Source organism: Streptomyces sp. NPDC057963, assembly GCF_042887155.1.
GTDB lineage: Bacteria > Actinomycetota > Actinomycetes > Streptomycetales > Streptomycetaceae > Streptomyces.
In genome coordinates, this window is record NZ_JBHVPX010000003.1 from 54,452 (window position 1) to 64,869 (window position 10,418).

The 10,418-nt window shown below is 70.6% G+C and carries 5 protein-coding genes and 1 pseudogene; all 6 read right to left on the minus strand.

All coding sequences use genetic code 11. The features are described 5' to 3' along the window. Positions 1-9 precede the first annotated feature (9 nt). Entirely contained in the window at positions 10-1,326 is a 1,317-nt protein-coding gene (locus ACFVT1_RS07430) for a phosphatase PAP2 family protein (RefSeq protein ID WP_389794045.1), read from the minus strand. A gap of 414 nt (positions 1,327-1,740) precedes the next feature. Continuing rightward, a complete protein-coding gene (locus tag ACFVT1_RS07435; RefSeq protein WP_389793417.1) occupies positions 1,741-3,222 on the minus strand; it encodes a multicopper oxidase family protein in 1,482 nt (493 codons plus the stop codon). A 256-nt stretch (positions 3,223-3,478) separates the two neighbouring features. Next, on the minus strand, positions 3,479-5,614 hold the full coding sequence (locus ACFVT1_RS07440; RefSeq protein WP_389793418.1) for an ATP-binding protein: 2,136 nt from the start codon (positions 5,612-5,614) through the stop codon (positions 3,479-3,481). Beyond that, positions 5,611-6,315, minus strand: a complete 705-nt coding sequence (locus ACFVT1_RS07445) for a DUF4255 domain-containing protein (RefSeq protein WP_362206976.1) — start codon at positions 6,313-6,315, stop codon at positions 5,611-5,613. Before ACFVT1_RS07445 ends, ACFVT1_RS07440 begins: the two co-directional genes overlap by 4 nt. After that, positions 6,312-9,464 carry a hypothetical protein gene (locus tag ACFVT1_RS07450; protein ID WP_389793419.1) on the minus strand — a complete coding sequence of 1,051 codons (3,153 nt, stop codon included), beginning with the start codon at positions 9,462-9,464 and terminating at the stop codon, positions 6,312-6,314. The genes ACFVT1_RS07445 and ACFVT1_RS07450 overlap by 4 nt, the downstream gene beginning before the upstream one ends. Before the next feature lie 202 nt (positions 9,465-9,666). Beyond that, a pseudogene (locus ACFVT1_RS07455) lies at positions 9,667-10,308 on the minus strand (response regulator transcription factor); the annotation flags it as partial. Between the last annotated feature and the right edge of the window lie 110 nt (positions 10,309-10,418).

Here is a 10,418-nt window from a genome sequence, read left to right on the forward strand (position 1 = left end):
CAACACGGCTCAGACGAGTTCGGGTTGCGGTTCCGGTTGCCGCACCGGTGCGGCAACCGGATCCCACAGCTTGATGGTCCGCACATAGCCGTACACCACTGAGGCCATCGCCAGAATGAGAAGTGGTCCGAACACCCAGGGGTGTCCGGCCATCTCCATCGACAGATAGCGATAGGACACCAGGAGCGCAGTGAAGATCGTTGCACCGTAGGCGACCAGTTGGATTCCTGACCGGTCCCAGCCGCGGTCGAGCGAGCGCAGCGCTGCCTCGATCGTGACCGCGAACACCACGCCGGCCACGAGATCCGCGCCGTAGTGGTAGCCGAATCCCAGCGTCGCGCCGAGCGTGGCAATCAGCCAGAACGCGCCTGCGAATCGCAGAATCCGTGGGCCCCTGCGGGAATGAAGGAAGATCGTGGTGGCCCACGCCGTGTGCAGACTGGGCATGCAGTTGCGCGGGGTGATCTCGTTGAATGGCATGTGGTGCGGGGCGTTGATCGGCGGCGGCGTGTCCGGCCACAGGTTGGCCGCCGCCCAGTGCCCGCCGTCGGCGCCGTAGGCGAAAATCGGTCCGACCACCGGGAAGATCATGTAGATGCCCGGCCCGAGGAGGCCGATGACCAGAAAGGTGCGCACCAGGTGATGGCCCGGGAAGCGACGCTCGACGGCCACGTTGCGCAGCTGGTACAGCGCGACGACGACCGCGGCCACCGCGAGCTGAACGTAGACGTAGTCGAGTACACGGTCGCCGATCGGGCCGGTGGCCTGGACAACTCGGCCTACCAGCCATGACGGGTTGCCCAGCGCGTGATCGGCAGTTGCCACGTACTGGTCGAGCACCGCCGGACGGGTCTTCGACGTGATGAGCAGCCAGGCATCGCCGGTCTTGCGGCCGGCCACCAGCAGCAGGCCCAGCCCGACGCCCTTCAGCAGCAGGACACGTTCACTGCCGGTGCGGCGCGTGATCGCGATGACCGCACAGGCCAGAATCACCCACAACGCGCCGTTGCCGAAGGAATGGCCTTCGGTCACCTTGGCGTCGACCGCCCACCGCACCAGGAAGAAGGCGACATCGATGCCGACCGCGGCCCCGGCCGCGATGAGCCGTTGCCGCCAGGTGAGCACCACCGTCATCAACGCCATACTGGCGTACAGCAGCGGCCCTGATTTGGGGGCGAATATCACCTCTCGCGCCTGGTTGGTGATCGGCCCCGGCACGCCGTAGTGGCGCGCGGCGATCTCCAGGGCGACGAGGAATCCGAGGGCCACCACACCCACTACGGCCCACAGTATCGCCCGCGGTTGACGCCACGAGGCGAAGGAAATTCTGCAATTTATTCGCGAGAACACCCGCGATATTATGGATATCAATTCTTTAGCCGATTTGTTAGATGTGAGTCGGGTAGGTCAGTTTTCATGCCGGATGGCATGGTTTCCTGGTGAAGAACGGGCGATCAGGGCACTCGTCGTGAGTTCGATCATGTTATCGGAGCGGTGCGGGCGGGTCCCGATGTCCCGGGTGGTGCGAAAGCCGGTCGATCCCGCGCTCGATGGTCCAGCGTCCGGGGAATGGCCATGAAACTCCCGACGCCGGGCGGGCACCGAGGGCGTCACGGGTTGTCCTGTGGCTCTCAAGCCGACCGGTTCGTGGCACCCCTCGCCCCGGTCGATTGCATCAAGCCCCGGCAGGCACACGGCGGATCCGGCGAAAGGGGCGGCACCCCTACCTGTGATCGGTGGTCACTTGCCCGGTTCCCGGCCTGCGCGGACGATGTCGAGCACGGCCATCATGCCCATGTCCTCGTGGTTGAGGAGATGGCAGTGCAGGACGGTCCTGCCGGTGAAGTCGGTGAAGTGGATCCGGATGACGATCTCGCCGCGTGCAGGCACGTTCACTGTGTCGTACCAGCCGTGGGAGGGGTCGTGGGCCTTCCCATCGGTGCTCATCAGCTGGAAGTTGTTGGTGTGGACGTGGAAGCTGTGGTCCTCGTCCGTGTCGTTGCGGATGCGCCACTCCTCCACGGTCCCGAGCGCGGAGGTGAAGTCGACCCGGCGGGAGTCGTACGCCCGGCCGTTGATGAAGAACTCCGTGCCCGCCTTGTTCTCCGTGTAGACCACGGACTTGCGGGCCGCGATCGTTGCCCGGCTCAGGTCCTCGTGCGGGGCGAAGCCGGTCGGGACGATGGCCCGGGTCGTGCGCGGGCCACCCGTGACGACGGTCGCCAGGGCCGCTTGGGGGAACTGGTTGCCTGCGGGGCCGCTGTTGTACGGGAGGGTCTCCAGCCGGGCCGTGCCGGGGCTGCCGCCCTGGACGAGGACGTCGAAGCGGGCGCCGGCGGGGATGATCAGCGTGTCCTGGGCATAGACCTTCCGGACGGGAATGCCGTCCTGGGCAATCACGTGGAAGCGGGTGCCCGGAAGGTGGAGCTTGTAGAAGATGTTGGCGCCGATGTTGGCCAACCGCCACAGCTGGGTCTCGCCCGGCCGGATGTGGATGACCGGGTTCGTCTGGCCATTGACCGTGCGGTTGGTGGGCGCGCCGATGCTCAGGGGATGGGTCTTGATCGAATCGCCCTGCACCTGGAAGTCCTTGAGCGCGACCGTGTGCTCGGTGATGCCGCGCAACGACGGCGGCAGGTGGTTCCGCAGCCCCTCGACGACGATGACGCCGGACTCGCCGCCCGCGACCTGGGCAGCGGACATCATGTCGGCGTGCGAGTGGTACCAGTAGGTGCCGGTGGGCTGGCTGCGCGGCAGCCGGTACGAGTAGTGGTACGAGTGGCCGTACTTGACGGCGATGAAAATGTCGTCGGCCGGGGCACGCGGCGATACATGGAGGCCGTGCGTATGCACGTTGGTGTCCTCGTCGACGCGATTGGTCAGGGTGAGATCGATGCGGTCGCCGGGCCGTACGCGCAAGGTGGGCGGCATGTACGCACCGTTGTAGGTCGTCGCGTACAACTGGCGGTCGCCGACCGGGACCTTGCGCCGTTCCACGACGATGGATGCCTTGAGAACCCCGTTGCGGCTGACCAGCTCCGGGGGGTCCTGCAGTCGTAGGCCCCGGCCCGCGGATGTGGCACCGGCCTCCGCGGCGGACTGGTGCGGGGCGTCGGAACGCTCCGCCGGCGCCCGGTCCGCGCAGCCGGCCAGCCAGGCGGCGCCGAGGGCCAGGCCGACCAGCAGCAGGGGCGGCGAAACACGGTTGCTCGACCGGACCACTTTTCTCCCCGGGGAGGCCTGCGGCCGGGCGAGGTCACGCCCGCCGCGATGTCACGACGAACTCCAACGGCTCGCCGGTCGGATCGTAGAGATGCCGGTGCCAGGAACCGCGCGGCCACGCGGAGAAGGCTTCGGCATCCGCTCGAACGGCAGTACGCCGATCACCCGGGCGGCGGCGCCGGGCGCCGCTGCGGTCGGGCCATGGGCTCCGGCCCACGGCCTGCCGGAAGAGGTACGGTCCGGATTCCCTCAGGGCCTATCCTTCGCCGCGCCCCTGCACGCGGTCCAGCCAAGGGCCGAACTCGCTTTCCATGACCAGCCGGCCGAGTTTGCGGTACTCCTGGAGTACCGCCGAGACGATCTGCTCCATACCGAGCGGTCTCCCCGATTCCGCCGACCGGTAGGCGGCGGTCACCGCGCAGGCGCGGATCGATCCTCCCGCCAGCTCGAAGCGGTGCGCGCAGAAGTCCAGGTCGAGTTCCGCGTCGCGCGGGATCGCCGTCCCGAGGCAGCGGTCCCACAGGGCCAGTCGCTGCTGGGCGTCCGGCATGGGGAACTCCGCGATCACGTCGAGGCGGCGGGTGAATGCCTCGTCCAGATTGGCCCGCAGATTGGTGGTGAGCACCGCGATGCCGTCGAAGGACTCGATCCGTTGCAGCAGATAGGCCGACTCCACGTTGGCATGGCGGTCGTGCGCGTCCTTGACCTGTGAGCGCTTCCCGAAAATGGCGTCCGCCTCGTCGAACAGCAGGATGCCGTTGACGTCGGACGCCTCGACGAAGATCCTTTCGAGATTCTTCTCGGTCTCACCGATGTACTTGTCCACCACGATGGACAGGTCCACGACGTAGAGTTCCATGCCGAGCTCAGCCGCCACCACCTCGGCGGACATGGTCTTTCCGGTGCCGGACTCGCCGGCGAACAATGCGATGACCCCCCGCCCCCGGCCACCGCCCGGCCGCATCCGCCACTGGCCGAGCACCTGCCCGCGGTGGCGGGCGCGCAGGGCGAGTTCGGACAGCTGGCGGCGGGTCGCGGAAGGCAGCACGAGGTCGTCCCAGCCGACCGCGGGCTCGATGCGACGGGCGAGCCGTTCGAGCCCCGCGCCGTTCTGTGCCCGGACCGCCGTGCGCAGGTCCTGCACGTCCACCGGACGCTCCTCCAGGACAGCCAGCCGGGAGGCGACGGCGGCGGCCTTGCGCACCTGCTCGGAGTCGAGCCGGTAGGAGGTGGTGGTCGCTATGACGCCCTCGTCGGCCGGCACGTTCCCGGCGGGCAGTCCGACAGACGTTCCGGCCTCGGCGAGCGCGCGACGCCACTGCCGCGCCACGCCCGTGGGGCCGGGGGGCAGGACGCGGACCGGAACCGGGCTGTCCCTGGTCCACAGCGGGTCCCAGTTCTTCTTCCCGTACGCGATCAGGGGAGCGCCGCTGAGGGCCGCGCACAGGCGACCGAGCAGGCGGGCTCCTTCGGGCCGCTCGGGGGCGAGCGCTTCGAGCGGTCCGAGGACGACACCGCCGCGGCTCAGCCGGGCCTCGGCCGCCAGGGTCCGTACGAGCTCCGCCGGTTCGGGAGCGGCGGCGAACGCCGCGATGTCGACCACCAGCGGACGGCGCCCTGCGGCCAGGAGCGCCTCGACCGCCAGCCTGCCCGGGTCGCCTCCCCGGTCCAGCAGATGCACCAGGCCGCTGCCCGTGCCCAATGCCGCCGCGACCCGCAGGGTCTCCGGTCCCGTGTCGGGCTCCTCCTCGGGACCGGCCACCCGGACCAGGCCGCGGAGCCTCCCATCGGTCTCATCATCACCGAGCAGGTACGCGGTGATCCGGTCCGGCACGCGCAGCACCCGCGAGAGCAGGGGGCGGTCGGCCTCCAGAACCTCCAGCAGCCCGCCCGCGACGAGCGGAGCGGACGGCGAGAACCGGAAGCGGCCCGAGCTCGCCGCGGGCAGGCCGCAGAGTTCGAGTGCCAGACCGATGGCCGGCCTTCGCCGGTTGAGGTCGTCGTTGAGATAGCCGTAGAGCCGCTCGAACCGGATGTCGATGTCGGGTGCCATCGCGACCAGCAGCAGGTCGACGTCGAGGGGTACCAGGCCGAAGTTCTCGGCGAGTTGCCCGATACGACTCCCGGGCGGGGAGTTCGGCGAGGGCTCGGAGCCGTACGCCGGTACGGGCGCGAACGCGTCGCGGGAGGCCACGATCCGCTCGGCCGCCTCGGGGGTGAGGTACTGCCCCCGGTACGGATCGTCCGGTTCCGGGTCGGTGGCCCGCCGGGCCGCCACGGCGTGCCTGACCCGCTGCTCGACGTGGATCAACCGCTCCCAGAGATCCTCGACCGCCGCCGTCGGGGTGCCGGGCGGTTCGCGGACGGCACGGGTGCCTTGTGCGGTGGTCATCGAGCCGCGCCCCCACGCCTTCGCCGACCGGGCGGCAACTGCCGTTCACGTTCGGCGGCGAAGCCCTGCTCGCCGGGGTCGGACGCCCCGTCGTAGCGCAGCCGGCGTCCCGGCCCTGCCCCGTCGCCGCCCTGCGCGGGCGCGGCCTTCACCACCAGCCCTTCGGTGACCGGCGGTCCGGCGGAAGTCCGTTCCCCGGCCAGCGGTGCCCACACACGCAGGTCGATCGCGGCCTTGAGCTCACCACCGAGCGCGGACCACACGTCCAGGGAGGACGGCCGGTCGGTGCCCGGACCCGCCGCCTCGATCTCCACGGTCAGCCCGAGCTCGGCGAGGCTGCCGGTGAGCATGCGGGCGGGCAGGACGTCCGACCGTACGAGACAGCGCAACACCTCGGAGAGCAGGCGGTGTTCGTCCTGCGGACGATTGGTCCAGGCGGTCACCAGATAGGTCAGCTCGAACCAGCGCGGCGGGGTCCGCCGGCCGACGACCACGCCGTGGTCGTCGTGCTCCTCCGCCGTGCCGGTACGGCGGCGGGCCGCATCCTCACGGATGCCGTGGAGGAAGACGCTGACCGTGGGGGCGTTGCGCCGGGCGGACCAGTCCTTCGTCGGTGCGTCGAAGACCAGGTCGACCCCGCTCTCCTGGAGGCCGGCGTCGATCAGCAGCAGTCGCAGCCCCTCGTCGACTTCGTGGATCACCTGCGCCCCACCTCGTCCGGCGGAACGATGGTGCCGCTGACCACCAGGAAGGGCGTGGTGACGGGGCCGAACCCCGGTCCTCGGGCGGTGATCGTGCGCGGCCCCGTCTGATCCTTCGCCAGGATCAGCAGCTGCGCGATGAACGTACGGTCCCCGCGCGGGACGGTGGGGAGCGCGGCTGCCGTGATCCCGGGCTTCCAGGTGAGCGTCACTGGCGCTCCGGGCGGGAAGTCCTTGCCTCGTACGGAAGTGACGAACCCCGGTTTGCCGACGGCCGGCACCGCGACGATACGGGGCTGGAGGATGCGCAGCGGGATCCTGGAGACGTTGTCGCCTGTGTCGGCGTCGGTACCGGTCGTGGTCAGCGTTCCGGTCATGGCCGTCCTCAGCGCCCGGTCCGGCTTGAGCACGACACGGACGACCGTGGAGGCTCCCGGTACCAGGTCGGGCAGGGCGCACACGCCGGCTGCGCAGCCCGCCGGAAGCGGACCCGCCGGGATCCGCGCGGGCAGTCCGAGCCTGAGCCGCAGGCCGGTGGCGAGCGCGTTCCTGCCGTTGCGCACGGTGTACGTCACCACCACCCGGCCGCCGACGAAGCCGGGGCTGGGCTGGGCCCGCACCGTGACCGCGGGCCCCGCCTCGGGTTCGGGCGGCAGGGGGGCCGGAGGCCGGGGAGGCGAGGGCGAAGGAGACGGGGTGGGCGTCGGTGTCCCGGGTCCGTCCTGGACCGGGACGGTCGTCCCGGTGGCGTTGTCCGTGGGGTTCGGATCGACCACGGCTCCGGTGACCGACCAGCCGATCTGCTGGTCCCCCGGCGTCACCCCGGTCAGCCGAGCGGTGACCTCCACACTGGCGCCCGGCCGGAGCACGCCCAGGTCGCACTGGGGCGATCCGGCGGCACAGGGCCCGGCCGGGGTGGTGAGCTCCTCCAGGCGCACGCCGGGCGGGGCGTCGACCGTGAGCGTGGTGCCGGGCGAGGGTGCGGGACCCTTGTCGGTGACGGTGACCGTCACCGATACGGAGGAGCCGGTCTCCACCGCGGGGCCGGTGGGCGGTGCGGTCAGGGACAGGTCGACCGACTGCTGGAAGGCTGGCTCCTTCTGCCGCCCGGTGAGTCTGTCGCCGAACGGCGTCAGCGTGCCGGAGGAGAGGTCGAGGACGGACAGCTGCTCGGGGGAGTTCGGCGCGAGCGCTCTCCGTGAACTCAGCACCAGCCGCCCCGCGTCCGGCGACCAGGCCACGTCGCGGGGCTGGAAGGGCCCGGTTTGCGAGGTGTCGGGGATGTCCTGATGGCATGCGTCGGGGTTGTTCCGCTGGACGGACGGAAGCACGACCCGGCACTCGCCGCCGGTCGGCGAGGTCACGATGATTCCGGCGCGCTCGTCGACCTGGCCGCCGCCGTCCTTCCGGTTGAAGGCGATCGACTTGCCGTCGGGGGAGAAGGCGGGGCTGTCGTCGATCTTCTTGCATTCACCGGGGCAGACGGTGGCGCTGAGGTCCCGCTGCCGGTCGAGCGCCGCCACCGGCACGGTCCAGACGTGCTTGATGCCGCCCAGGCCCCGGATCACGTGGTTGCGGGTGAACGCGAGGGTGGTGCCGTCGGACGACCAGGTCGGCTGCGCGTCACCGCCCGCCAACTGCCCTTCCGGCGGGACGATTCGGCCCACGATCGCTCCCGTGGCGACGTCCGCGATGAGAATGCTGCTCGGCCCCGCGGCCTCACCGACCCCGCCGGGCGAGGTCCGGGTGAACGCAAGCCTGGTGCCGTCCGGGGAGAACGTGGGGTCGGTGTCCCAGTCGCGGGGACCGCGTCCGGCGAGCGGCATCCGCGCCTCGTGGGAACCGTCGGCGTCGGCCAGCCAGATCTGTTCGACGCGTTCCTTCTCCTGGCCCTCGAAGCGGGTCACGACGATGCGCCGGCCGTCCGGTGTGTAGCTCTGCCGCTCCGTCCACGGGTCGTAGATGTCCTGGGGGTTGAACAGGGGATCCTTGGCGGGGTCGGTGTTCGTTTTGGCCGCCGGGTCCTCCTTCAGGATGGAGAGCCCGAGGTCCCGCGGGTCCGAACCGTCCTGCCGGACGTCCTGGAGCGTCACGTCGTTGGCCTCGCGGGGGGTCCGCCGTGCCACGACGACGGTCCCGGAGTCCGCGGACCCGAGCCAGGTGGGCGATTCGACCGCACGGTCCTCGCCGAGCGCCAGGCTCGGCTCGGTCCCGTCGAAGGCGGTCGTCCGGTAGACGTGGTCGTACTCCTTGCACCCGCAGGTGGTGTCGGGGCTGAGGAAGACCAGGTCCTTCCCGTCCGGCAGCCAGGCGGCCGAGCGGGTGCGCCAGTCTGCCTGGACACCGGCCAGCAGGGGACGGTCGGTTCCGACACCCTCGGTCACCCGTAGCCGGGGGCCCTTCGTCCCGTCCGTGGTGAGGGTGTACGCGACAAGAGTGCGGTGGGAGTCGTCGTCCACCGGGTTCCACTCCGGCTCGGTGGCGTCGCCGGGCGGGCCGTCACTGATCACCCTCGCCGCGCCGCCGGCCACGGCCCGTTCGTATATCAGCCCGCTCCCCCCGGGACCGGAGTCGCAGGAGTACGCGATCCGCGAGCCGTCCGGGGAGAACGTCGGGGAGGTCTCGTTGTTGGAGGTGTCCGTCAGCCGCCGCAGGCCGGAGCCGTCGATCCCGACGGTCCACAGGTCACGCTGGACCACATCACCCGGCCCCCGCTCCGCGGAGTCGAACACCACGGTCCGCCCGTCCGGGGAGAGTTCGGGGTGTGCGGCGTCCCGGTCGGTGGTGAGCCTGCGCACCGCTCCGCCGGCGTCGCGCACGTACACCTGCGGTCGCAGGCTGTCGCGCAGGCTGGTGAAGACCAGCACCTCACCGCGCGCGGAGGGGTCCTGGTCGTAGTGGGCCGGCCCGGTTCCGAACAGCGGGGCGCTGGTGGCCGGGTCGGCGACCCGGCCGAGGCTTCGGTGTTCGGTACCGGCGTAGGCGATACGCCCGGCGTCCGCCGGGACTTCGTCCGCCGCCGCGACGGCCCTCGGCGCGCCCTGCGGGGCGGACACGGAACCCGCCACCAGCAACGGCGTCAACAGCACCGCGGTGCCCACCAGTCGGCCCAGCCGGGTATGCCTCGCCGGGCCAGCAGTGCCGGTCACGGCCCACCTCACAGTCTGGTTGACGACTCTCCACCACAAGCATCGCGCTTGCGGGGGGCCAAGGACAGGCCCGGAGTACCCGGAGCGGGGGAAGGGGCCGCTGCCCTTTGCGGCGGCCCCTCCCCGGGTCTCTTCCCGGAGGCACCCGCACTCCCGCGCGGCGACGTCCTCAGGTCGTCCGCGCGGGAGCCCGTCGCAGAACTCAGATGAGTCCGTGTCTCATGGCGTAGCCGACGGCGTGGGCCCGGTTGCGCAGTTCGAGCCGTGTCGCCACCTCGTGCAGAACGTTCTTGACGGTGCGTTCGGAGTACGAGGTCTTCTGCGCGATCTCCGCGGTGCCGAAGCCCTCCGACACCAGCCTGATCATCTCCGCCTCCCGTGTCGTGAGGGTGGACAGCGAGAGTCCCCGGGGATCGAGGACCGTGCGCTGGAGGCTGCTGACATGGTCGAGGAGCTTCCCGAGCAGGTCGCCCGGCAGCACGCCTTCACCGTTCGCCATTGCCTTCACCATGTGGACGAGACTGTCCTGATCGGCCTCTCCGCGCCTCAGCACGGCGGCCACGCCGCACTCGATCATGGTCTGGAGCGCGCCCGACTCGAAGAAGCCGACGACGAGTCCGGTGCGGGTCGCGGTGTTGCGCTGCAGACGGTGCAGGAGCTGGACGGTGGGCTCGTCCACCATGTCCACGACTACTAAGGAGACTTGGGCCAGGTCGGCCTCGGAGTCCGCTATCAGGTCCATCTCGGGCCGCTGGCGCAGTTGGTGGACCACGCCGGTCTGCAGGATCAGGTCCTCCGCGTAGACCGCTACGGAGATCCTGCCCCCGGGAGCCTCCTTGGCACCGCCCTCGCCGGCCCGCTCCGACGGAGCGGGCCGGGGGTAGTGGGGGGGTTACACGGCGGTGTTGTGACGTGGTGTCGGCGTAATGGTTCCGCGCGAGGCGTCCAAAGGTG

What these genes read in the sequence shown, in the direction of transcription:
- ACFVT1_RS07440 (WP_389793418.1), bottom strand. Translation starts at nt 5,614, where the DNA reads ATGACCACCGCACAAGGCACCCGTGCCGTCCGCGAACCGCCCGGCACC.